35 protein-coding genes and 1 pseudogene are annotated in these 20,994 nt (G+C 59.0%); 1 reads left to right on the forward strand and 35 read right to left on the reverse strand.

Annotated elements, in window-relative coordinates; translation table 11 throughout:
- Positions 1-195: 195 nt before the first annotated feature.
- Positions 196-1,761: a M23 family metallopeptidase gene (locus H6B15_RS07935; protein WP_204647458.1), complete on the forward strand. Its 1,566-nt coding sequence runs from the start codon at positions 196-198 to the stop codon at positions 1,759-1,761.
- Positions 1,762-1,854: 93 nt separating this feature from the next.
- Here H6B15_RS07935 and rplQ read toward each other — a convergent pair whose 3' ends face one another.
- The 35 genes and pseudogenes from rplQ to H6B15_RS08110 all read right to left on the reverse strand — a co-directional run.
- Complete coding sequence (gene rplQ, locus H6B15_RS07940) at positions 1,855-2,196, reverse strand: 50S ribosomal protein L17 (RefSeq protein ID WP_204647459.1); 342 nt, start codon at positions 2,194-2,196, stop codon at positions 1,855-1,857.
- 17 nt (positions 2,197-2,213) lie between these two features.
- Positions 2,214-3,173, reverse strand: coding sequence for a DNA-directed RNA polymerase subunit alpha (locus tag H6B15_RS07945; protein ID WP_204647460.1), 960 nt, complete (start codon positions 3,171-3,173; stop codon positions 2,214-2,216).
- Between the two features lie 76 nt (positions 3,174-3,249).
- Positions 3,250-3,852 (reverse strand): 30S ribosomal protein S4, encoded by a 603-nt coding sequence (rpsD, locus tag H6B15_RS07950; RefSeq protein ID WP_204647461.1) that lies wholly within the window; start codon positions 3,850-3,852, stop codon positions 3,250-3,252.
- 20 nt (positions 3,853-3,872) lie between these two features.
- Positions 3,873-4,274, reverse strand: coding sequence for a 30S ribosomal protein S11 (rpsK, locus tag H6B15_RS07955; RefSeq protein WP_204647462.1), 402 nt, complete (start codon positions 4,272-4,274; stop codon positions 3,873-3,875).
- A 13-nt stretch (positions 4,275-4,287) separates the two neighbouring features.
- A complete protein-coding gene (gene rpsM / locus H6B15_RS07960; protein ID WP_204647463.1) occupies positions 4,288-4,659 on the reverse strand; it encodes a 30S ribosomal protein S13 in 372 nt (123 codons plus the stop codon).
- A 113-nt stretch (positions 4,660-4,772) separates the two neighbouring features.
- Positions 4,773-4,886 (reverse strand): 50S ribosomal protein L36, encoded by a 114-nt coding sequence (rpmJ, locus tag H6B15_RS07965; RefSeq protein ID WP_204647464.1) that lies wholly within the window; start codon positions 4,884-4,886, stop codon positions 4,773-4,775.
- 31 nt (positions 4,887-4,917) lie between these two features.
- Positions 4,918-5,154 carry a translation initiation factor IF-1 gene (gene infA / locus H6B15_RS07970; RefSeq protein WP_204647465.1) on the reverse strand — a complete coding sequence of 79 codons (237 nt, stop codon included), beginning with the start codon at positions 5,152-5,154 and terminating at the stop codon, positions 4,918-4,920.
- Positions 5,155-5,176: 22 nt separating this feature from the next.
- Entirely contained in the window at positions 5,177-5,431 is a 255-nt protein-coding gene (locus tag H6B15_RS07975; RefSeq protein WP_204647466.1) for a KOW domain-containing RNA-binding protein, read from the reverse strand.
- Positions 5,419-6,192 (reverse strand): type I methionyl aminopeptidase, encoded by a 774-nt coding sequence (gene map, locus H6B15_RS07980; RefSeq protein ID WP_204647467.1) that lies wholly within the window; start codon positions 6,190-6,192, stop codon positions 5,419-5,421. Before map ends, H6B15_RS07975 begins: the two co-directional genes overlap by 13 nt.
- 7 nt (positions 6,193-6,199) lie before the next feature.
- The gene (locus H6B15_RS07985; RefSeq protein WP_204647468.1) at positions 6,200-6,832 is read right to left on the reverse strand and encodes an adenylate kinase; all 633 of its coding nucleotides are present in this window, start codon (positions 6,830-6,832) and stop codon (positions 6,200-6,202) included.
- Between the two features lie 48 nt (positions 6,833-6,880).
- Positions 6,881-8,161, reverse strand: a complete 1,281-nt coding sequence (secY, locus tag H6B15_RS07990) for a preprotein translocase subunit SecY (RefSeq protein WP_204647469.1) — start codon at positions 8,159-8,161, stop codon at positions 6,881-6,883.
- Position 8,162: 1 nt separating this feature from the next.
- Positions 8,163-8,600: a 50S ribosomal protein L15 gene (gene rplO / locus H6B15_RS07995; RefSeq protein ID WP_204647470.1), complete on the reverse strand. Its 438-nt coding sequence runs from the start codon at positions 8,598-8,600 to the stop codon at positions 8,163-8,165.
- 13 nt (positions 8,601-8,613) lie between these two features.
- A complete protein-coding gene (gene rpmD, locus H6B15_RS08000; protein WP_204647471.1) occupies positions 8,614-8,793 on the reverse strand; it encodes a 50S ribosomal protein L30 in 180 nt (59 codons plus the stop codon).
- A gap of 15 nt (positions 8,794-8,808) precedes the next feature.
- Positions 8,809-9,315, reverse strand: coding sequence for a 30S ribosomal protein S5 (gene rpsE, locus H6B15_RS08005; RefSeq protein ID WP_204647472.1), 507 nt, complete (start codon positions 9,313-9,315; stop codon positions 8,809-8,811).
- 13 nt (positions 9,316-9,328) lie between these two features.
- Entirely contained in the window at positions 9,329-9,688 is a 360-nt protein-coding gene (gene rplR / locus H6B15_RS08010; RefSeq protein WP_204647473.1) for a 50S ribosomal protein L18, read from the reverse strand.
- Positions 9,689-9,706: 18 nt separating this feature from the next.
- Complete coding sequence (gene rplF, locus H6B15_RS08015) at positions 9,707-10,255, reverse strand: 50S ribosomal protein L6 (protein WP_204647474.1); 549 nt, start codon at positions 10,253-10,255, stop codon at positions 9,707-9,709.
- 18 nt (positions 10,256-10,273) lie between these two features.
- Positions 10,274-10,672, reverse strand: a complete 399-nt coding sequence (rpsH, locus tag H6B15_RS08020; protein ID WP_204647475.1) for a 30S ribosomal protein S8 — start codon at positions 10,670-10,672, stop codon at positions 10,274-10,276.
- 60 nt (positions 10,673-10,732) lie between these two features.
- Positions 10,733-10,918 (reverse strand): type Z 30S ribosomal protein S14, encoded by a 186-nt coding sequence (locus tag H6B15_RS08025; RefSeq protein ID WP_204647476.1) that lies wholly within the window; start codon positions 10,916-10,918, stop codon positions 10,733-10,735.
- 20 nt (positions 10,919-10,938) lie between these two features.
- On the reverse strand, positions 10,939-11,478 hold the full coding sequence (gene rplE, locus H6B15_RS08030) for a 50S ribosomal protein L5 (RefSeq protein WP_204647477.1): 540 nt from the start codon (positions 11,476-11,478) through the stop codon (positions 10,939-10,941).
- 16 nt (positions 11,479-11,494) lie between these two features.
- Positions 11,495-11,809, reverse strand: coding sequence for a 50S ribosomal protein L24 (rplX, locus tag H6B15_RS08035; RefSeq protein ID WP_204647478.1), 315 nt, complete (start codon positions 11,807-11,809; stop codon positions 11,495-11,497).
- Positions 11,810-11,824: 15 nt separating this feature from the next.
- A complete protein-coding gene (gene rplN / locus H6B15_RS08040) occupies positions 11,825-12,193 on the reverse strand; it encodes a 50S ribosomal protein L14 (RefSeq protein WP_204647479.1) in 369 nt (122 codons plus the stop codon).
- A 33-nt stretch (positions 12,194-12,226) separates the two neighbouring features.
- Entirely contained in the window at positions 12,227-12,481 is a 255-nt protein-coding gene (gene rpsQ / locus H6B15_RS08045) for a 30S ribosomal protein S17 (RefSeq protein ID WP_204647480.1), read from the reverse strand.
- A gap of 15 nt (positions 12,482-12,496) precedes the next feature.
- Complete coding sequence (gene rpmC / locus H6B15_RS08050; RefSeq protein ID WP_204647481.1) at positions 12,497-12,694, reverse strand: 50S ribosomal protein L29; 198 nt, start codon at positions 12,692-12,694, stop codon at positions 12,497-12,499.
- Entirely contained in the window at positions 12,691-13,131 is a 441-nt protein-coding gene (rplP, locus tag H6B15_RS08055) for a 50S ribosomal protein L16 (RefSeq protein WP_204647482.1), read from the reverse strand. Before rplP ends, rpmC begins: the two co-directional genes overlap by 4 nt.
- A complete protein-coding gene (rpsC, locus tag H6B15_RS08060; protein ID WP_204647483.1) occupies positions 13,131-13,829 on the reverse strand; it encodes a 30S ribosomal protein S3 in 699 nt (232 codons plus the stop codon). The genes rplP and rpsC overlap by 1 nt, the downstream gene beginning before the upstream one ends.
- Positions 13,830-13,841: 12 nt before the next feature.
- Complete coding sequence (gene rplV / locus H6B15_RS08065) at positions 13,842-14,177, reverse strand: 50S ribosomal protein L22 (protein ID WP_204647484.1); 336 nt, start codon at positions 14,175-14,177, stop codon at positions 13,842-13,844.
- 17 nt (positions 14,178-14,194) lie between these two features.
- Positions 14,195-14,470, reverse strand: a complete 276-nt coding sequence (gene rpsS / locus H6B15_RS08070) for a 30S ribosomal protein S19 (protein ID WP_204647485.1) — start codon at positions 14,468-14,470, stop codon at positions 14,195-14,197.
- 15 nt (positions 14,471-14,485) lie between these two features.
- Positions 14,486-15,316: a 50S ribosomal protein L2 gene (gene rplB, locus H6B15_RS08075; protein WP_204647486.1), complete on the reverse strand. Its 831-nt coding sequence runs from the start codon at positions 15,314-15,316 to the stop codon at positions 14,486-14,488.
- 99 nt (positions 15,317-15,415) lie between these two features.
- Positions 15,416-15,709, reverse strand: a complete 294-nt coding sequence (rplW, locus tag H6B15_RS08080; protein ID WP_204647487.1) for a 50S ribosomal protein L23 — start codon at positions 15,707-15,709, stop codon at positions 15,416-15,418.
- Positions 15,709-16,332, reverse strand: coding sequence for a 50S ribosomal protein L4 (rplD, locus tag H6B15_RS08085; RefSeq protein ID WP_204647488.1), 624 nt, complete (start codon positions 16,330-16,332; stop codon positions 15,709-15,711). The genes rplW and rplD overlap by 1 nt, the downstream gene beginning before the upstream one ends.
- Positions 16,333-16,346: 14 nt before the next feature.
- A complete protein-coding gene (gene rplC, locus H6B15_RS08090) occupies positions 16,347-16,979 on the reverse strand; it encodes a 50S ribosomal protein L3 (RefSeq protein ID WP_204647489.1) in 633 nt (210 codons plus the stop codon).
- Positions 16,980-17,153: 174 nt separating this feature from the next.
- On the reverse strand, positions 17,154-17,465 hold the full coding sequence (gene rpsJ, locus H6B15_RS08095) for a 30S ribosomal protein S10 (RefSeq protein WP_113999412.1): 312 nt from the start codon (positions 17,463-17,465) through the stop codon (positions 17,154-17,156).
- A 448-nt stretch (positions 17,466-17,913) separates the two neighbouring features.
- Positions 17,914-18,885 carry a hypothetical protein gene (locus H6B15_RS08100; protein WP_204647490.1) on the reverse strand — a complete coding sequence of 324 codons (972 nt, stop codon included), beginning with the start codon at positions 18,883-18,885 and terminating at the stop codon, positions 17,914-17,916.
- 27 nt (positions 18,886-18,912) lie between these two features.
- The gene (locus H6B15_RS08105; protein WP_204647491.1) at positions 18,913-19,989 is read right to left on the reverse strand and encodes a WG repeat-containing protein; all 1,077 of its coding nucleotides are present in this window, start codon (positions 19,987-19,989) and stop codon (positions 18,913-18,915) included.
- A gap of 36 nt (positions 19,990-20,025) precedes the next feature.
- Positions 20,026-20,994 (reverse strand): annotated as a pseudogene (locus H6B15_RS08110) (hypothetical protein); the annotation flags it as partial.

The raw sequence follows: 20,994 nt of genomic DNA on the forward strand, positions 1-20,994 counted from the left end.
GCCTGAAAATTTCTGGTGTTTTTTACAAAAAATTTGCAAATTCGCCCATTTTTCCCTTGTTGTGCTGTCCCATAGACTCCCCTGCCCTGCCCCTTGCCTTGACAGTGCCGGGGCAGTGTGTTAGACTTTTCCTATCCGGTCTATTCTTTTAGACCAACTGATTTTGCTACTTGAAACTGATATACATAAGGAGCGATGAAAACGAAACCTTCACGCACCTCTCTGCTGGACGCCTGGCGCATACGCCGCACCGTCCGGCACTGGCATAAAAAGGAAAGGCGAAACGCCGTTCAGCATCGTCTTACCACCTATGCCCACTCCCTTCCTTACTGGCACGAAACCGGCCAGTTCCTGTATGCCATCGGGTTTCTGGTGGAATACACCCTGATCCGGATAGCCCGCTCTCTGGGCTGGTTCGTGGTGCTGCTTCTGCGGGGCTTTGTCTCCCTGCTGGATATTCTGGTGCAGCCTCTTGCCGCCACCAACGCCGAGATCCACGCCCCTGTCTCGGTACGGGGGGTACTTCTGCACAGTTTTCTGTTGGCGGCAGCGGCGGGCGTCTTGGGATGGAGCGTATACACCGGGTTGGACCGCAGGTATGCCCTGCAGGTAGAAGTCAACGGCCAGACCGTCGGGTATGTGGAAAACGAGCAGGTCTTTGATGATGCCCGGGCCGCAGTGTATGAACGTGTGCAAAGCGCCCAGCGGGTCCTGGCTGATGCGGGACAGGAATCGGCCGAATCCGGGTTTGAAATCTGGCCCACCTACACCCTGACCACCGATTACGATCAGACCATGGGCCAGAGCGAACTGGTGGATGCGTTGCTGCTGGCTTCCGGCGGCGAATTGCAGGAGGCTACCGCCGTTTATCTGGACGGCACCCTGCAGTATGTGACCACCGAGGGCGACCACCTGCGCAGCTTTCTGCAAAGCTGTCTGATTCCTTATAAGCAGGTGGACAACCCCAACCAGCGGGTGGACTTTGTCCATGACGTTCAGCTGGTGGATGGCCTCTTCTTTGCGGATTCGGTGCAGTCCTACGGGGATGTGCTGGCCCAGCTGCGCGGGAACAGTGATCTTTTGAAAGTGCGTTCCATCGAGCGCCAGACCTACCAGGAGGAGATTTCCTACCCCGTGTACACCGAAGAATCCGCCGCCTATGAGTATGGCGAAACGGTGGTGCTGCAGTCCGGACAGAACGGCCTGCGGGAGATTACCCAGGATGTGACCACCGTGGACGGCATCCAGACCGACGTGCAGACGGTACAGGTCAAGAACCTGGAAGATCCGGTACCGGAACAGCGGGTCACCGGCACTCAGCTGAAAGATTACATGTACGGCAGCATCAATGGGTATGACTTCATCTGGCCGGCGCCCGGATACCGGCACATCAGCCAGTGGATGGTGGGCAGCCACACCGGCATCGACATTGCCGGGCCCAGTGGAACGCCCATTCTTGCGTCGGCTTCCGGCACGGTGGTGCAGACCTACACCTGGAACGGCATTGTGACCCGGGGTGACTGGAACAGCTACGGCAACTATGTTGTGATCGAACACGACGGCGGATACAGCACCCGCTATGCGCACCTCCTGCAGTTCATCGTCAGTGAGGGCGAGCACGTGGAGGCGGGCCAGGTGATCGGCTATATGGGCTCCACCGGCAACTCCACCGGTTCCCACCTGCATTTTGAGATGTACGGTCCTCAGGGCCGGTTCAGCGCCCACAAAGTGTTCCCGGATATTCCCACCTACAACAAATAAGCTGCCTGCCCGGCAGCAGACAGCCAACAAAAAACCGCCCCTGACTTTCGTCAGGAGCGGTTTTCTTATTCAGTCAACGCTGAAACGGTCGGATCAAACCAGTTCCAGGATCGCCATTTCGGCAGCGTCGCCGCGGCGCAGACCGGTGCGGATGATGCGGGTGTAGCCGCCGTTACGGTCGGCATACTTGGGACCATACACATCGATGACCTTCTTGGCAACATCTTCCTTGGTGATGTAGCTGAAGATCTGGCGCTTGTCGTGCAGATCGCCGGCCTTGCTCAGGGTGACCATCTTCTCGGCCATGGAGCGAACCTCCTTAGCGCGGGTAACGGTGGTCTCGATCTTGCCGTTCTCGAACAGATAAGTGACCATAGCGCGCAGCATCGCCTTGCGGCTGTCGGTGGCGCGGCCAAGCTTTCTAGTACCGGGCATTCTGTTTCACTCCTTTATCAGTTGTCGTCGTCTTTGGTGAGCATGAAGCCCAGGCTGTCCAGTTTCGCCATGACTTCTTCCAGGCTCTTGCGGCCAAGGTTACGCACCTTCATCATGTCGTCCTCACTCTTGTTGATGAGGTCGCCCACGGTGTTGATGCCGGCGCGCTTGAGGCAGTTGAAGGAACGGACACTCAGGTCCAGCTCTTCAATGGTCATCTCCAGCGCCTTTTCCTTGCCCTTCTCATCGTTTTCGACCATGATTTCGGTCTCGGCGGCTTCATCACACAGGTTGACGAACAGATTCAGGTGTTCGGTCAGCACACGGGCAGCCAGGCTCAGAGCCTCCTGCGCGTTGGTGGTGCCATCGGTCCAGACCTCGATGGTCAGTTTATCAAAGTCGGTGATCTGGCCCACACGGGTGTTTTCCACCGTGTAGTTGCACTTGAGCACCGGAGTATAGATGCTGTCCACAGGCAGGGTGGTGACATCGTTCTTCTCGATGAGCGCCTGCTTGTTGCGCTCGGCGGGAACATAGCCACGGCCCTTGTCGAAGGTCAGCTCCATGACGAGCTTGGCTCCTTCGCCCAGAGTGGCAATGTGCCATTCGGGGTTGAGGATTTCCAGGTCGTCGCCCTGCTTGATGCTGCCGGCAGTGACTTCGCACGGACCGGCGGCTTCCACGCGGACGGTCTTGGGGCCGTCGCCATAGATCTTGGCGGCAACACCCTTGAGGTTCAAAACGATCTCGGTCACGTCCTCGCGCACGCCCTCGATGGTCGAGAATTCATGCACGACGCCGTCGATCTTCACACTGGTGACCGCCACGCCGGGCAAGCTGGAGAGCAGCACACGACGCAGGCTGTTGCCCAGCGTGGTGCCGAAGCCGCGCTCCAGAGGTTCCACCACGAACTTGCCGTAACGGCCGTCGGGCGAAAGGTTGGCCATCTCGATCTTGGGGCGTTCAATCTCCATCATAAAAACCCTCCTTGATCAGCCGGCCCGCCATAAATACGCGGAGCCGGTTTTGGTGAAAAAACGGTATGGCAGAGGATTACTTGGAGTACAACTCGACGATCAGGTGTTCCTGGACCTCGTAATCGATGTCGCTGCGTTCGGGCAGCTTGGTGACGACGCCCTTCAGGGAGCCGGTCTCACGGCTCAGCCAGGAAGGCAGAGCAACGACGGGAGCATCAGCGCCGGTCAGCTTGGAGAACTTTTCGATCTTGCGGCTGGACTCGCACACTTCGACCACATCACCGGCCTTGACCTGGTAAGAAGGAATGTTGACCTTCTTGCCATTGACGGTGAAGTGAGCGTGGCTGACCAGCTGGCGGGCATCACGGCGGGTGGAAGCAAAGCCCAGACGGAACACGACGTTGTCAAGACGGCATTCCAGCATCTGGAGCAGGTTTTCACCGGTCTGGCCCTGACGGCGTTCGGCTTCGTTGAAGTAGTTGGCGAACTGCTTCTCCAGAACACCGTAGATGAACTTCAGCTTCTGCTTTTCCTTCAGCTGAGTGGCGTACTCAGACTGCTTCTTGCGGAAGTTGCCGGTGGTGTTGCGGGTGGTATTCTTCTTGGCATAGCCCATGACGGCGGGAGAAATGCCGAGAGCTTTGCAACGCTTTGCGATAGGCTGCGTATTCTTAGCCATAATTCAGTATCCTCCTTCCATCAGACGCGGCGGCGCTTGGGCGGGCGGCAGCCGTTGTGCGGGATCGGGGTCACGTCGCGGATCAGGGTGACCTCCAGGCCAGTGGCCTGCAGAGCGCGGATGGCGCTCTCACGGCCGGAACCCGGGCCCTTGACGTAGACCTCGACGGTCTTCATGCCATGCTCCATCGCGGCCTTGGCGGCCACTTCGGCAGCGCTCTGGGCGGCGTAAGGAGTGCTCTTGCGGGAACCACGGAAGTTCAGGGTACCCGTGCTGCACCAAGAAATGGTGTTGCCCTGCGTGTCGGTGATGGTGACGATGGTGTTGTTAAACGTGCTCTGGATATGAGCAGCACCGGCGCTGACGTTTTTACGCTCTTTGCGCTTGGTGCGGGTCTTAGCAGTTGCTTTCGTAGCAGCCATTTACAGTTCCTCCTTACTTCTTCTTGTTCGCGACGGTGCGCTTCGGACCTTTGCGGGTACGTGCATTGGTCTTGGTGCGCTGGCCGCGCACAGGCAGGCCCTTGCGATGGCGGATGCCACGGTAGCACTGGATTTCAGTCAGACGCTTGATGTCCAGCGCAACGTTGCGGCGAAGATCGCCTTCCACGATGATATTGTTCTTGTCGATGTAGTCACGGATCTTGGCTTCATCTTCGGCGGACAGATCCTTGACGCGGATGTCCGGGTTAATCCCGGTGCCGGCGAGAATCTCGTCAGCAGTACTCTGACCGATACCGTAGACATAGGTCAGACCAACCTCGATCCGCTTCTCGCGAGGCAGATCAACACCAGCAATACGTGCCATAAAGCACCTCCATAAATAACATCCCATGTCCTGTGTCGGGGCCTGCGCCGGGAATCTACGCACTTGGCCCCCAAGCGTTTTGGGTACGGTTTCCGGGGGGAGTCCCCGGACCTTTAGCCCTGACGCTGCTTATGCTTGGGGTTGATGCAGATGACCATCACGCGGCCTTTGCGCTTGATGACCTTGCACTTTTCGCAAATGGGTTTCACGGAAGGTTTTACCTTCATGATGTTAACCTCCTTCTATGACACAAGGCGTTTACTTGGAACGCCAGGTGATCCGGGCTTTGGTCAGGTCGTAGGGCGACATTTCCATGGTGACCTTGTCGCCGGGCAGGATGCGGATGAAGTTGGTCCGCAGTTTGCCGGAGATGTGCGCCGAAACCGTGTGGCCGTTGGGCTTGCCCTCTTTGTTGAGCAGCTCGACCTTGAACACGGTATTGGGCAAAGCCTCACGCACGACGCCTTCTACTTCGATGACATCTTCTTTAGACAAGCTGATTGCCTCCTTGAAGGGTTCATTCAGCGGGATGCGCCGCATCATAGGCGGCGATCGCCTCACTGAGCAGTTGATCGCTTTTCAGAAGCTCGTTTGCCAGAACGGTGGCGGTGGGTGCCACATGCCGGGCTTTTTTGCGTTTGGGTGCGGCCAATGACCGCTTGCTCCCGTTGGCCAGCCACAGCATGCAGCCCTCGGCAGCCACCACGGCGAAGGTACGGGTCTTATCGCGGCCCGCCTTGGAGCGCACCAAACGGCCTTTTACAAAGTCCATTCGGGTTCCTCCCAGCCGTGGGTCAGGATTTCGGGACCGTCCTTGGTGATGAGAACCGTGTGCTCAAAATGAGCAGCCAGTCCCCCGTCACAAGTCTTGACCGTCCATCCGTCTTTCAACGTCTTTACCGCGTACTTGTACTGGTTCACCATCGGTTCAATGGCGATGCACATGCCGGGAACCAGGCGCGGGCCGCGGCCCGGGGTGCCATAGTTCGGAACTTCGGGATCCTCGTGCAGCTCCTTGCCGACACCATGGCCGACAAAGGAACGCACCACCGAGAAACCGTTTTCTTCCACGTAGCTCTGCACCGCGTGGCCAACGTCCCCGATCCGCGCGCCGGCCTGGGCCGCGGCAATGCCGCGGTGCAGGCTTTCGCGGGTGACATCCAGCAGCCGCTGGGCTTCCTTGTCCACCTTGCCACAGGCAAAGGTGCAGGCGTTATCGCCGTTGAAGCCGTCGATCTTGCACCCGGTATCGATGGATACGATGTCGCCGGGGCGGATCTTCTGTTCGCGGCTGGGGATGCCGTGGATCACGGTATCGTTGACGCTGATGCAGGCGGTGGCCGGGAATCCGTACAGATGCAGGAAGTTCGGTCTTGCGCCATGGCGCACGATAAAGTCGTAGATGATCTTGTCGATCTCCGCCGTGGAAATGCCGGCTTCGATCGCTTCGCCGCCCGCCTTGAGCGCCGCCGCGCTGATGGCGCAGGCGCGGCGCATTTTCTCGATCTCGGCAGCGTTTTTGATTTGGATCATGGGTGCGTTATGCCTCCAACTCTTTGAGGATCAGCGCAGTGGTGCCCTCGATAGAGCCCTGATCCGGGATCTCCACCAGTTTGCCGCGTTCGCGGTAGAAGGCCACAAGAGGCTCGGTCTGTTCGTGATACGCTTTCAAACGGTCCAGCACGGTGGCGGGCTCGTCATCCTTGCGGATGACCAGTTCCCCGCCGCACCGATCGCAAACGCCCGGCTTGGCGCTGGGCTTGTTCTTGATATGGTAGCTGGCGCCGCATTTCGCGCAGACGCGTCGGCCGCTCATACGCTCCATGATGGCTTCGTCAGCAACGGTCAGGTTCAGAACCTTGTCGATTTCCACGCCCATGGCTTCCAGGGCTTCGCCCTGTGCAATGGTGCGCGGCATACCGTCCAGGATGAAACCGCCGGCGCAATCAGGCTGCGCCAGACGTTCCTTGACGATGCCCACAATGACATCGTCGGGAACCAGCGCGCCTGCGTCCATAAAGCTCTTGGCTTTCAGACCCATCGGGGTGCCGTCCTTGACGGCGGCACGCAGGATGTTGCCGGTGGAAATGGTGGGGATACCCAGTTTATCGCAAAGAATCTCTGCCTGGGTGCCTTTGCCGGCGCCGGGGGCGCCCAAAAGGATCAGTTTCATATGTCGTTTCCCCTTTCCTGTCGGCTGCCGTTTGGCAGCCATCCGCTGTTATTCCAAAAAGCCTTTGTGATGACGAGCGGTCATATAGCCTTCCAGAGAACGGGCGGTGTCAAGGGCGACGCCGACCACGATCAGCAGGCTGGTACCGCCAAGCTGGATCGAGATGTGGGTAAGGTCACCCAGCACAATGGGCAGGCCCGCGACAACAGCCAGGAAGATGCCGCCGATCAAGGTGATCTTCTGCAGGGTCTTGGTGATGAAGTCGCTGGTGGGCTTGCCGGGGCGAATGCCCGGAATGGTGCCGTTGTTCTTGCGCAGCTGGTTGCTGATGTCGATGGGGTTGTACTGGATCGCAACATAGAAGTAGTTGAAACCGATGATCAGCAGCACGTACGCCACCAGATAAACGGGGCTGGTGTAGTTGAACACCTGGAAGAAGATGTTGTCGGTCCAACCCAGGAAGCTGCCAATCATGTTGGGCAGGCTGCACAGCGTCATGGCGAAGATGACGGGCATAACGCCGGACATATTCACCTTGATGGGGATGTAGCTTGCCTGGCCGCCGTACATCTTGCGGCCGACCACGCGCTTGGCATACTGAACCGGGATGCGGCGCTCCGCGTTGGTCAGGATGACCACGAAGATAACCGCCACAATGGCCAGCACCAGAATGACCGGCAGCAGGATGTAGTATCCGCTGGAGGTCTGGGCTGCGGCGAGAACGCCCTGGACCATGGTCAGCACGCGGGACCAGTTGGCCACGATGCCGGCGAAGATCAGCAGGGACACGCCGTTGCCGATGCCCTTGGAGTCAATCTGGTTGCCCATCCAGGTAACCAGCTGGCTGCCGGCGGTGAAGCACAGGATGATGACGATGGCGGAGAAGATTCCGGCAAAGCCGTCGGTGTACTCCAGCGCAGAGCTGCGGCGCAGGATGAAGTAGTAGGCGATGGACAGCATCAGGCCGATGCCGCAGCCCACATAGTTGGTGATTCGGGTCAGCTTGCGCCGTCCCTCCTCCCCTTCCTTGGAAAGGTTCTCCAGGTAGGGAATGGCGACAGTCAGCAGCTGTACGATAATCGAAGCGTTGATATACGGCTGAACGCCCAACGCAAAGATCGCGCACTGGCTGAGCGCGTTACCGGACATCATGTCCAGGTAGGTCAGCATGCTGCCGGTGGTGTCGAACATATCTTTGAGATTGCCAGCGGTGATATAAGGTACCGGAATCGCACAGCCCAGACGGAAGATCACGAGGATCAGCAGCGTAAACAGAAGGCGCTTGCGCAGGTCTTCGATCTTCCAGGCATTGCGGAACGTTTCGAACACCTTAGATCACCTCAGCTTTCCCGCCTGCCTTTTCGATTTTTTCCTTGGCAGAGGCCGTGTAGGCCGCGACCTTGACATTGACCGCTTTGCTCAGCTCGCCGTTGCCCAGGACCTTGACACCGTCCAGGGTGCGGGAGATGATGCCCTTTTCCAGCAGGGCGGCGGCGTCAACGGTAGCGCCGGCCTCAAACTTTTCAAGGTCGGAAACCTTGATGGTGACATACTTGGTAGCGAAAATGTTGTTGAAGCCACGCTTCGGCAGACGACGCTGCAGCGGCATCTGGCCGCCTTCGAAACCGGCCTTCTTGACGCCGGAACGGGCTTTCTGGCCCTTGTGGCCGTAGCCGGCAGTCTTACCATTGCCGGAACCCGCGCCGCGGCCCTTGCGGGTAACGGCCTTGCGGGCGCCCTTGGGCGCGTTCAGTTCATGAAGCTTCATGCTTGCACCTCCATTACAGCTTGGTCACAACGACCAGGTGAGAGATCTTGGCGATCTTACCGGCAGTAGCGGCGTTGTCAGGCTGTTCGACAACGTCACCCGGACGATGCAGGCCCAAAGACTTCGCGACGGAAATCTGCTCTTTGCCGCGGCCGATCAGGCTCTTGGCAAGACGGATGCTCAGTTTTTCCATGATTCAGCGCCCTCCTTAGCCCAGGATCTCGGCGACGGTCTTGCCGCGCTTGGCAGCAACAGACTCGGCGTCGGTCAGACCGCACAGGCCGGCGAAGGTCGCGGCGGTAACGTTGATCGGATTGTTGGAACGCAGGCTCTTGGTACGGATGTCCTTGATGCCGGCGCATTCCAGAACCGCACGGACCGGGCCGCCGGCGATAACGCCGGTACCGGGAGCGGCGGGACGCATCAGCACGCGGCCAGCGCCAAATTCGCCGACGATCTCGTGCGGGATGGTGGTGCCCTTCAGAGCGATCTTGTGCATGTTCTTCTTGGCAGCACCCTCGCCCTTGCGGATAGCCTCGGGAACTTCGCCGGACTTGCCGACGCCGTAGCCGATGTTGCCCTTGCCGTCGCCGACGACGATCAGGGCGGCGAACTTCATAACGCGGCCGCCCTTGACGGTCTTGGAAACGCGGTTGATGGAGACGACCTTGGTGATCATGCCGTCATCTTGTTCTCTGTTTCTCTGCATGGCCATGTTCGATCCCTCCTTACAGTTTCAGACCGGCTTCGCGGGCGCCCTCAGCGAGAGCCTTCACGCGGCCGTGGTAGACGAAACCGCCGCGGTCATAGACCACTTCGGTAATGCCCTTGTCCAGGCATTTCTTGGCGATGGCGGCGCCGACCTTCTTGGCGGCCTCGACGTTGCCGCCGTAGTCCTCAAAGTCCTTGTCCAGGGTGGAAGCCGCTGCCAGAGTCACGCCGGCAACGTCATCGATGACCTGAACGTAGATGTGCTTGGCAGAGCGGAAAACATCCAGACGAGGACGCTCGGCCGTGCCGCTGATCTTGCCGCGGACGCGGCGGTGACGGCGAAGACGAGCTTCGTTCTTATCAGCCTTGTTGACCATAATGTTTCTCCCCTCCTATTATTTGCCTTTACCGGCTTTGCCTTCCTTGCGGATGACATACTCGCCAACGTAGCGAATGCCCTTGCCCTTGTAGGGTTCCGGCGGACGCTTGCCGCGGACTTCGGCGGCAAACTGACCGACTTCCTGCTTGTCGATGCCGACGATGCTGAAGTGCAGAGCGTCCTTGACCTCGATCTGGATGGTGTCGGTCTCTTCGACGTTGACCGGGTGAGAGAAGCCCAGGGTCAGGGTCAGGGTCTTGCCCTGCTTGGCGCAGCGGTAGCCGACGCCCTGGATTTCCATATCCTTGCGGAAGCCTTCGGTCACGCCAACAACCATGTTGTGGATGTTGGTACGGGTCAGGCCGTGCAGGCTGCGGGCCTGTTTTTCGTCATTGGGGCGGGTAACCAAAATTTCATTGCCCTCGACCTTGACGGTCATCAGGGGATGATATTTGGAATGCAGGGTACCCTTGGGGCCTTTCACGGTGATGTTGTGTTCGGCCTCGTCGATCTTCACATCAACACCCGCAGGAATGACGATGGGTTTTCTTCCAATTCTCGACATTGTCTTCTAGCCCCTTTCTTACCACACAAAGGCGAGCACTTCACCGCCGACATGGGCAGCGCGGGCAGCCTTGTCGGTCATGACGCCTTTAGAGGTGGAGATGATCGCGGTGCCCAGGCCCTTCATGACCTTGGGCATATCCTCGCAGTTGGTGTAGATACGCAGGCCGGGCTTGGAAACGCGCTTCAGGCCCGCGATGACCGGCGCACCGTTTTCCTGGTACTTGAGGGTCAGGGTGATAACGCCCTGCTTGCTGTCCTCGGTCACTTTCATACCCTTGATGTAGCCCTCATCAACCAGGATCTGGCAGATTGCCTTCTTCAGGTTGGAAGCAGGAACGTCCACGGAAGGGTGTTTGGCAGTGCTGGCATTGCGGATGCGGGTCAGCAGGTCCGCGATAGGATCGGTGATTTGCATGCCACTAACCTCCTTAGGTTGTGTTAAAGATGTTGTTGTTACGTCTTTTCCTGTCTCTGATTACCAGGAAGCCTTCTTCACGCCGGGGATCTCGCCTTTGTAGGCCAGCTCACGGAAGCAGATACGGCAGATGCCGTACTTGCGCAGATAGGCATGGGGACGGCCGCAGATCTTGCAGCGGTTGTACGCACGGGTGGAGAACTTGGCCGGGCGCTGCTGCTTGATCTTCATAGAAGTTTTTGCCATTGGTTTTCTTCCTCCCCTTCTCAGTTGGCGAACGGAGCGCCCAGAGCCTTCAGCAGCTCCTTGGCTTCTTCGTCGGTCTTGGCCGTGGTGACAAAGCAGATGTCCATGCCGCGGATGGCGTCGACCTTATCGAAGTCGATTTCCGGGAAGATGATCTGCTCCTTCAGGCCGAAGGCGTAGTTGCCGCGTCCGTCGAAGCTGTTGCCGGAGATGCCGCGGAAGTCGCGGACACGGGGCAGAGCCACGTTGAACAGGCGGTCGACAAACTCATACATGCGCTCGCCACGCAGGGTGACCTTGGCGCCGATGGGCATGCCCTGGCGCAGCTTGAAGTTAGCCACGCTCTTCTTGGCCTTGCAGACAATGGCCTTCTGGCCGGTGATCTGGCCCAGGTCAGCGACGATGGCGTCGATGACCTTGGCGTTTTCCTTCGCCTCGCCGGCGGCCACGTTGATGATGACCTTATCCAGCTTGGGGATCTGCATCACGCTCTTGTAGCCGAACTTCTTGTTCAGGGCCGGAGCGATCTCGTTGACATACTGTTCTTTCAAACGTGCCATGATTCAAACTCCTCCCTTACAGTTCGGCGCCGCACTTGCGGCAGATGCGGACGTTCTTGCCGTCCTTGACGGAATGGCCCACGCGGGTGGCCTTGCCACACTTGGGGCACACCGGCATGACCTTGCAGGCGTAGATAGCGCCCTCGGCCTTGACGATGCCGCCCTGCTCGCCTTGGCGGCGGGGCTTGACATGCTTGGTGACCATGTTCAGGCCTTCGACAATAACCTTGCCCTCTTTCGGGGAGGTCTGCAGGACCTTGCCGGTCTTGCCCTTGTCCTTGCCGGAGATGATCATAACGTTGTCGCCGGTTTTAACATGAAGAGTGTTCATTCTATTAAAACCTCCTTACAGCGATTCGGGAGCCAGGGACAGGATCTTGGTGTAGCCGGCGTCGCGCAGTTCGCGGGCGACGGGTCCAAAGATACGGGTGCCCTTGGGGCTCTTGTCAGCCATGACGATGACGGCGGCGTTCTCATCAAAACGGATGTAAGAACCGTCGTCACGGCGCAGGCCATGCTTGCTGCGGACGATAACGGCCTTGACCACATCGCCCTTCTTCACGGTGCCGCCGGGGGCAGCCTTCTTGACGCTGCACACAACGACGTCGCCGATGTTGGCATATCTCTTACGGGTACCGCCCAGTACACGGAAGCACATTAACTCCTTGGCACCGGTGTTGTCGGCAACTTTGAGATAAGTTTGCATCTGAACCATCTTTCAGGTCCTCCTTTCAAAGTACCAGGCTGATTATTTCGCTTTCTCGATGATCTTCACCAGACGCCAGTTGACGTCCTTGGAAAGCTTGCGGGTCTCCATGATCTCGACGCGGTCACCGATGCCGGCCTCGCCGTTCTCGTCATGGGCCTTGAATTTCTTGGTGCGCTTCATGATCTTTTTGTAGAGGGGGTGCTGGACGCTGTCCTTGACGGCGACAACGATGGTCTTGTCCATCTTGTCGGACACGACGACGCCCACACGGCTCTTTCTCAGATTACGTTCCATGTTTTACCCTCCCTCTTACGCGTTCTTCGCGTTCTTTTCCGCCATGATGGTCATCACGCGAGCGATGTCCTTCTTGACGGTCTCGATGCGCAGCGGGTTTTCCAGCTGGTTGATGGCGTGCTGAAAGCGCAGGTTGAACAGTTCCGCTTTCAGATCTTTGAGCTGCTTTGCCAGCTCAACATCGGTCATTTCGCGCAGTTCAGTGGCTTTCATTCAGCGTCGCCCTCCTTCACAGTGTCGATTTCTTCGCGCTTGACGAACTTGCAGCGCACCGGCAGCTTGTGAGAGGCCAGGCGCAGAGATTCACGCGCGGTCGCCTCATCAACATCAGCGATTTCAAACAGCACACGGCCGGGCTTGACAACGGCCACCCAGTATTCCGGGCTGCCCTTGCCGGAGCCCATGCGGGTGCCGGCCGGCTTTTCGGTAACAGGCTTGTCCGGGAAGATCTTGATCCAGACCTTGCCGCCACGCTTGATATAACGGGTCATGGCAACACGGGCTGCCTCGATCTGGTTGGAAGTGATCCATGCCGGCTCCAGAGCAACCAGGCCGTACTGGCCCTGGTTGACCTTGTTGCCACGCATGGCCTTGCCGGTCATGCGGCCGCGCTGAACGCGGCGGTATTTAACACGTTTCGGCAGTAACATTACTGTTTGCCTCCTTCCTTCTTGGCAGCGGTCTTGGCGCCCTTCAGGATCTCACCCTTGTAGATCCAGACCTTGACGCCGACCTTGCCGTAGGTGGTGTTGGCCTCAGCGAAGCCGTAGTCGATGTCAGCACGCAGGGTCTGCAGGGGGATGGTGCCTTCGTGGTAGCTTTCCACGCGGGCGATGTCGGCGCCAGCCAGACGGCCGGAGCAGGTGACCTTGATGCCCTTGGCAGGCACGCCGCCGCGGGGCTGCATGGCGTTGCGGATAACCTGCTTCATCGCACGGCGGAACGCGATGCGGCGCTCCAGCTGAGAAGCCACGTCCTCAGCCACCAGCTGAGCGGTGGTGGAGGTGCCCTTGACTTCGACGATGTTCAGGTTGACGTTCTTGCCGGTCATCTTGGCGAGCTGCTTTTCCAGCTTGGCGCTCTCAGCGCCGCCCTTGCCGATGACGATGCCCGGCTTGGCGCAGAACACGTTGACCTTGACACGGGGGTTGCCGGTCTGGCTGTCAACGGTACGCTCGATTTCAATCTTGGGGATACCGGCGGAATACAGCTGCTTCTTCAGCGTGGTGCGGATCTTGTGATCCTCCACCAGGGTGTCGCCGAAAGCCTGCTTAGAGGTAAACCAGCGGCTGTCCCAATCCTTGATAACACCCACGCGCATGCCGTGGGGATTGACTTTCTGGCCCATTTGTTTACCTCCTTACTCTTTCTCTTTCAGCACAACAGTCATATGGCTGGTGCGCTTGAGGATGCGGTACGCACGGCCCTGTGCGCGGGGCATGATACGCTTCAGCGTGGGGCCGGGGCAGACGTAGCATTCGGCAACGTACAGGCTGTTGCGGTCCATGTTGAAGTTGTTTTCGGCATTGGCCGCGGCCGAGTTGACCAGTTTCAGAAGGGGCTCGCAGGCCGCCTTCGGGGTATACTGCAAAATAGCCAGCGCTTCGTCCAGGGGCTTGTTACGGATGAGGTCCATCACGATCGAAACCTTGCGAGGACTGATGCGGGCGTAACGGAGAATAGCCCGTGCTTCCATCTTATGCTCCTCCTCTCTTATTTACCGGTGGTCTTGCCGCCGGCGTGACCCGAGAACTTACGGGTCGGGGCGAACTCGCCCAGCTTGTGACCAACCATATCTTCGGTGACGTAAACGGGCACATGCTTGCGGCCGTCATGCACAGCGAAGGTGTGGCCAACGAACTCCGGGAAGATGGTGGAGGCGCGGCTCCAGGTCTTGACGACGCTCTTCTTGCCGCTTTCGTTCATGGCTTCGACTTTCTTCATCAGAGAAGGCAGGACGTAAGGGCCTTTTTTGGTGCTGCGAGACATAGTACTTTACCTCCCTTAACCTTTGGCGCGCTTGACGATGAACTTGTCGGAGCGAGCATGATGTTTGCGAGTCTTGAGGCCCAGAGCCGGCTTGCCCCACGGGGTGCGCGGGCTGCTGTGGCCGACCGGGGCGCGGCCTTCGCCGCCGCCGTGCGGGTGATCGCAGGGGTTCATGACGGTGCCGCGGCTGCCGGGACGCACGCCCATGTGGCGCTTGCGGCCGGCCTTGCCCAGGTTGACGTTCTCATGGTCAAGATTGGAAACCACACCGATGGTCGCAATGCAGTTCAGCGGGACGTTGCGCATCTCGCCGGAAGGCAGACGGACCAGAGCGTAGCCGTTCTCTTTAGCCATCAGCTGAGCCATGACACCGGCGGAACGGACCAGCTGGCCGCCCTTGCCGGGATACAGCTCGATGTTGTGGATCATGGTACCGACGGGGATGTTCTCGAAGGGCAGAGCGTTGCCCGGCTTGATATCCGCGTGGGGGCCGGCCATGACCTTGTCGCCCACCTTCAGGCCATCGGGAGCCAGAATGTAGCTCTTGACGCCGTCTTCATATTCGACCAGCGCGATGAAAGCGGAGCGGTTCGGATCGTATTCCAGCGTCTGGACAGTGGCGGGGACATCAAACTTGTTGCGCTTGAAGTCGATGACACGGTACTTGACGCGGTTGCCGCCGCCGTGGTGACGGACGGTGATCTTGCCGGTGTTGTTGCGGCCGGCATGCTTCTTCTTGGGTTCCAGCAGGCTGCGCTCGGGTTCGACCTTGGACAGCACGCTGTAATCGGTAACAGTCATGCCGCGGCGGCCGGGCGTAGTCGGCTTGTACTTTTTGATCGCCATGGTAGTACTCCTTTTTAGTATCTTATGAATTTTTGTCGGGGTCATATCCCCATAGCTGAGCCTTCGGCAGGCTCGAAAGGATCAGGCGAAGTTGCCCGATCAGGTCATGCTGGTGAAGAACTCGATCTCCTTGGAGTCGGGAGTCAGCGTGACGATGGCCTTCTTGCTCTTGGCGGTGTAGCCGGCATGCAGGCCCTGGCGGCGGTACTTGCCGCGCACGGAAATGGTGTTGACCTTGGCGACCTTGACGCCGAACAGCTCTTCAACAGCGTTGGCAATGTCGACCTTGGTGGCGTCGGTAGCGACCTTGAAGGTGTACTTCTTGTCAGCGATACCGGCCATGGAATTCTCGGTGATGACCGGAGCGAGAACGATATCCTGTGCGAATTTCATCAGCCCAGTACCTCCTCAAGTTTCTTGGCCGCGTCCAGGCTGATGATCATCTTCTCGGCGTTGACAACGTCGTAGGTGTTCACGCTGGTAGCGGTGGTGGTTTTGACGCCCGGAATGTTGGCGGCGCTCTTGACGAACTTGGCGTCCACAACATCGTTGACAACCAGGTTCTTCTTGCCGGCGCCGACAGCAGCCAGCATGGCAACCACGGTCTTGGTCTTGTACTCTTCGACAGCCATCTTGTCCACGACGATCATGTTGCCGTTGGCAGCCTTGTCGGACAGGGCGCTGAGCACGGCCAGACGCTTGACCTTCTTGTTGATGCGGTAGCTGTAATCACGGGGCTTGGGGCCCAGAGCAACGCCGCCGTGGGTCCACTGCGGAGCGCGGATAGAGCCCTGACGCGCATGGCCGGTGCCCTTCTGACGCCACGGCTTGCGGCCGCCGCCACGGACTTCCTTGCGGATCTTGGTGTTCTGGGTGCCCTGGCGCTGGTTGGCCAGGAAGTTGACGACCGCCTCATGGACGGCCTTCTCGTTCGGGGTGATCCCGAAGACGGCGTCGGAAAGCTCAACGGTGGAAACTTTCTTGCCGTTCATATCGACGACATCAAATTTAGCCATTGTGTTTTCCTCCCTTACGCTTTGACGCTGTCGTGGATGGTAACCACAGAGCCCTTCGGGCCGGGGATGGCGCCCTTGACAGCGATCAGGTTGTTTTCAGCATCCACCTTGACGATGCTGAGGTTCTGCACGGTCACACGCACAGCGCCCATATGGCCGGGCAGCTTCTTGCCCTTGAACACACGGGACGGGGTGGAAGTGGAGCCGTTGGAACCGGCATGGCGGCTGACGGGGCCGGTGCCGTGGCTTTCACGCAGACGATGCTGGCCAAAGCGCTTGATAACGCCCTGGTAGCCCTTGCCCTTGGAAGTGCCAACCACGTCGACCTTGTCGCCGGCGGTGAAGACATCAGCCTTCAGGATGTCGCCCACGTTCAGGGCGGCGATGTCGTCGAAGCGGAACTCACGCAGGGTGCGCTTGGCGGCGACGTCGGCCTTCTCGAAGTGGCCCTTGGCAGCCTTGTTGACTTTCTTGGCGGAAACTTCGCCGAAGCCAAGCTGGACAGCCTGGTAACCGTCGCTCTCAACGGTCTTCTTCTGCACGACGGTGCAGGGGCCGGCCTCGATCACGGTAACCGGGACAACCTTGCCGTTCTCGTCGAACAGCTGGGTCATACCCAGCTTCTTGCCGATGATACCTTTTTGCATTGTTTTTTCCTCCTAAAAAGGTTATTGGTTGGTGGGGGTCAACGGTGCCTCCATCAACATGACCTCTCCGCGGTCATTCATCTTGGTCTTGCTGCTTGCCTTGACGCCGCGCTTTGCCGGCGGTCAACGTTCACGGCCGTTCGGACCGGCGTGAGAGCAGCGTATATATAAGGTTTACAGCTTGATTTCGATGTCGACGCCCGCGGGGAGCTGCAGGCTCATGAGAGCCTCGACCGTCTTGTTGGACGGCTTCAGAATGTCGATCAGACGCTTGTGGGTGCGGGTCTCGAACTGCTCACGGCTGTCCTTATACTTGTGGACAGCACGCAGAATCGTGACGATTTCCTTGTCGGTGGGCAGGGGGATCGGGCCGGACACGCGGGCGCCGGTGCGCTTCGCGGTTTCCACGATCTTGGCTGCCGCCGCATCGATCAGGGATGCATCGTAGCTCTTCAAACGAATTCTGATTTTCTCTTTGACTGCCATTACTTTCGCCTCCTAATTTAGTGTTGCCTTAGGCGAGCCGATAAATTACACACGCTTCCGGGTGTTCAATCTCTTCGCATGACAAAATCCGGTGAACCGCTAGGCAGTTCTCCCGGAAAGAATCCTCGCAAAGCATAGTTGGACATTGGTCCGTGCCGCAGAATGCAGCGCCGTACGTATCCCTTCGCATCCGTAATTCTTTCGCCCGGTTCTAAGATCGGACATACTCCGCGGAAAAACCCGCATCCTCTTGTTGGGCACAAGAAGTGCGGCAACCTCCCGCATCAACGCATATCGCCGGCTGTGATGAACGGATGTTCATCACACACCGTTCGCAGCCATGGAGTAGTATATCACACGTTGCCGTGTGTTGCAAGTGTTTTTTCGGCCATTTTCCAAATTTTTTTGAAAAAATTCTGCGTTTTGCCGAAAGAAGAGGCCCATCCGGTCAGAATGGCGCTTCCGCTTCGGCCACACGCCAGCCGTCGGCCGTGGGAACCAGGTGTACAGGTGCATAATACAGCCTTCCCTGCCCTTCGTCAAGAGGGTTTCCTTCGTCATCCGTCACGCAGACGCAGACGGCAGCAAAGCGAAGGCTGCCGTCCGGTTGCTCTTCCGGTTCGGTACAGGTGAGGCCCGACTGCGGGATGATGTGATCGAAGGCATAGCCCTGGATCCACAATTCATCATCCGGCCCTTCCTTATAATAAGGTTCCTGCCCCATGGCGGATACCGCTTCGGGGGTATAGACGCTTTCCAGCCAGGATTTTAACCCGGAGTAGGTATCGAAACGCACACCGGAGGTCACCTTGACATAGTCGGTATTGTCCGGCAAAGGTTCGGTGGTAAATCCCTGCCCATTGGATTCCATCTGGTAATAGCACAGCGCCAGTGCACGGGCGGCATCATCCGCCAGGGCATCGGGAAGCTGGTAGGCCCGGCTGTCATAGGGCTCAGGCATGCCGGGCATGGTCACTGTAACCCGGCATACTTTCGTCCGGGGGATGGGCCAGGCTTCGGACAGGCAGAGTTCGGAAACATTGCGCTGCAGCCTGCCCTGGTCATCCTCCGACACATACGGATTCAGTATGCGCAGTTCCTCGGCAGAAAATCCGGTCTTTGCCGCCAGTTCTTCCCAGGTCAGCCCCTGCCAGTTGCCTATATAATAAAGAGGCTGGCTCTGTTGCGGCAGCGGACCGCCATCATACAGGGTGGCAGACACCTCCCGTTCCACCGTCACCTGTTCCCGCTGTACCGCGGGAGTGGCCTGTTCGGGAGTGGCGGCCGGTTGGGCCGTTTCTGCCGATACGATCAGCGAAGCTGCTTCCGCGGATGAGGACTGCGGCGCAGCCGTGCAGGCAGCCAACAGCAGCGCAGTCAAGGTAAGTGCCGCCGGGCGATGCCACAGATGTTTCTTCACTTTTTCATGCCTCCCTTTCGTTTCAGATCATTCGGTTCCTGTCCGGGGCAGTTCCGCCGTATGCCAGCCATCCTCGGCCTTGACCCACAGGGTGGTGCCCTCCCAGGCCACGCCGGGATATTCACAGGGAATGACCTCGGCGCCGGTGGCGTCCAGCAGCCCCCATTTTCCGTCCCGGCAAATGGCGGCATAGCCGTTTTGCAGACAGGCAGCGTATTTGGGCGCGGTGGGATCCTCCGGGTTGTTGTATTCTCCCTGGGTGCCCCAGACGGCCGAATAGACCGCTTCGGTTTTCAGGTTGCCGTTCCGGTCCACATAGGCCCATTTTTCCCCGATCTGTACCGGGGCCAGATCCTCGTGGAAGAACCAGCCCGCCTGGACGGCACCGGGGACGTAGAAAGCGGAGCCGTCCTTGCTGATATACCAGTACAAGGCGCCCGTCTCATCCGGCACCGGGTCTCCGGGGAATGCGGGGTCGCCCTCCTCCCCTTCCTCATGGGCGGAGAACACCGGAAGGAGATCGCCGTAATCATCCCACAAGATATCATCCATCGGGTATACATCGCCGGGCGTTCCCATACGGTACCAGCGCAGGGCGCTCAGATCCACGGCTGTGGTATCCCGGCCGGGGGAATCCAGATCATAGAAAAACAGATCTCCCAGTCCGCCGTGGCCGGGGCACAGGGCACCGTCCCCCGCTTCGGTGAGCTGGGCGGACAGGGCGTCAAACGCTTCCCAGTCCATAGCCTGCTCCGGGAACCAGATCCAGTGGTCCTCCGCCCCGCAGCGGGAAACCGGCTCGGTGGACCGGCAGGGCAGTACCTCGGTGCCGTCGGCGCGCATAAGTCCCCACAGCCCGTTCTGTGACATGGTGAAGTACCCTTCGCTGGGGGTGGAGGGTGTGGCATCGTATTCCTCGATAATGCGGATCTCCTCATAGGGCAGGCCAGGGTCCGGCGTGGCCGTGGGCGCGGGTGTGGCGGAAGTTCCGGCGGCGGGGCTTTCCTCCGCGGTGGCCGGCGTATCTGCGGAAGAAGCGGGGGCGGTACAGGCGGACAGCAGCAGTCCGGCCGCCATCGTCAGGCAGAGAAGGGTTCGGCGCATACAGGGGTCACGCTCCTTTTTTCTGATAAGTAAGTGTCAGGCCGGCAGTCCCAGCTTATCCACCCGCCATCCGGTCTCGGTGGGGACCAGACGCACCTCACTGATGCTGGCGGTATCGGGGGTATAGTCATACCCTTCCACACACCAGCCACGGAAATCCTCTTTTTCGATGGTCAGAGAGAGCTGCCAGAACCGCAAACTGCCGTCCGGCTGCAGTTCCGGCTGGGTGTAGACCGTGCCGCAGTGGGCAATGTTGCCGCCCCGGTCACTCATGCCGAAAACGATGGTATCCTCCGGGCCCTGGTAGTAGGTTCCATAATTCCAAGAGCCATCCGTCGGCAGAGGGCCGCTGAGCATCTGGGCACAGCGGTCCGCCGAGAAAATGTTCCCCAGGTACTGTTCCAGATCGGTATACCGGGTGTACAAAGCACCGTCGGTGGAGACATAGTACCATTGATCCTGCTGGGTTTCGCTGGGATCAATGCCGATGTGCATGCCGTAGTGTTCGTACAAAAAGTCATAGGCTGCCGCCATGGCGGCGGCTGCCTGCTCATCCAGCGCTGCGGGCACCACATAGGTATTCACCATTTCGGTGCGGGTAAAGGCCACCCAGGGCGTCTCGATGGTCACATCCTGCATCTCGATCCAGGGCAGGGTGTACGAATCATCCAGGCAAAGGTTATAGTATCCGCCGCTGTAGTCATTGATTTCCGGGTCGGGGTTCATAGCCTGGAACTGCTCCCAGGGGATGTTATAGGCTTCGGCGGCTTCTTCCAGGGTGCCGGGCCAGGAATTGATTTCCAGGCGGACCGTTTCCGGCCAGTTGACCTCCTCATACAGATCCAGCTTTCCCGGTGCATAAGAAAAGTCCGGGGCATTTTCCGGCATGTGGGCCAGCCAGGTTTCCAGAGAGACCGGCGCATAGGACGGCGACGGCGTGAAGGTCAGCTCCGGGGTTGGCTCCGGCGTGGCGGCAGGTGTGGGCGCCGGGGTTGGGGCGGGGTC

Origin of the sequence: Gemmiger formicilis, assembly GCF_016900095.1 — a bacterium.
Classification (GTDB): Bacteria; Bacillota; Clostridia; order Oscillospirales; family Ruminococcaceae; genus Gemmiger; species Gemmiger formicilis_A.